Origin of the sequence: Terrisporobacter muris (genome assembly GCF_024621905.1) — a bacterium.
In the GTDB taxonomy this organism is placed as follows: Bacteria; Bacillota; Clostridia; order Peptostreptococcales; family Peptostreptococcaceae; genus Terrisporobacter; species Terrisporobacter muris.
The window spans coordinates 1-1,036 of record NZ_JANKBY010000599.1 but is presented as its reverse complement, the minus strand read 5'-3'; the positions used below and the strand labels follow the sequence as shown (position 1 = coordinate 1,036).

General features: G+C 26.6%; 1 protein-coding gene. It reads left to right on the top strand.

Annotated elements, in window-relative coordinates; translation table 11 throughout:
• Positions 1–171 precede the first annotated feature (171 nt).
• A complete protein-coding gene (locus NSA58_RS20540) occupies positions 172–885 on the top strand; it encodes a hypothetical protein (protein ID WP_257560960.1) in 714 nt (237 codons plus the stop codon).
• Positions 886–1,036: the final 151 nt, after the last annotated feature.

Here is a 1,036-nt window from a genome sequence, read left to right as displayed (position 1 = left end):
GGGCTGCTTTAGCCGATGTAGTACCTACTATGGAAAATTCATTCAGGGTTTTAACTATTCTATCTATTGTACTTAACATAACACCTACACTTTTAGAATTAAAAAAAGAATAGTCGCTTTTTTAATAAATTGAGCACATTACATATTGAATTAAAGGAGATATATATTAAAATGAGAAACAAATGGTTTTGTTACATAAAAATTGATGAAGAAAACAATTCAATAATAACATCTGGTATGACATTTAAAGATTTTATAAGTGGAATCAATCAAAAACCCAAAAATATGCTGATACTAAAGGGATTTCCATATAATTGTAGTTGGTGTAAAGAACTTGGATTAGAGTATATTACTCCTGAGAAAATGGAAGATTTTTTACAGGAAAATGTATATCATTATGGTGATTTTTGTTGGATAGATTTTCAAGATAAAGAAAATCTTAATTTTGTCACCAAACAAGAACTTGCTGAATTGCTATATTTAAGCCATAAAAAAATTCCATTGCAAAATTTTCAATTTAATACTTTGAAAAATAGATATGTATATCTATGTCATGATGACGATTATATTGTTAATATATATATGCAATCACTAGAAGAATATAAAGATATTATTCAATATAAGATATTAAGTGAATTAAAAGGGAGGAAAAGGTCAATTGAACCTATTCCGGAGTATATAATTGATAAATTATATGACTTATTCAAGGAAGGGTATGCTTTTGACTTTGAAAATGCCTATAATACTGGTGTTAGAGTATTGCCTATAGGAGAGATACATGGAGTTGAAACTATTCATTCAAAGCTTGATAGACAAAGGAATATCCCTGGAGCTGGAATATGCGTTGATTATAATCCTAAAACTAAAAAATGGAAAATTTATTAATATAGATTTTAGTTCTTAATATTAATATAATGCGAATTAAGAATATTTTTGATATCATATAGATAAGTCTGAATTTATGGAGATAATATAATGAAAAAAACAAGTAAAAATATGGCAATAGGTATGTCACTTGGAATGTGTTTTGGTGCTT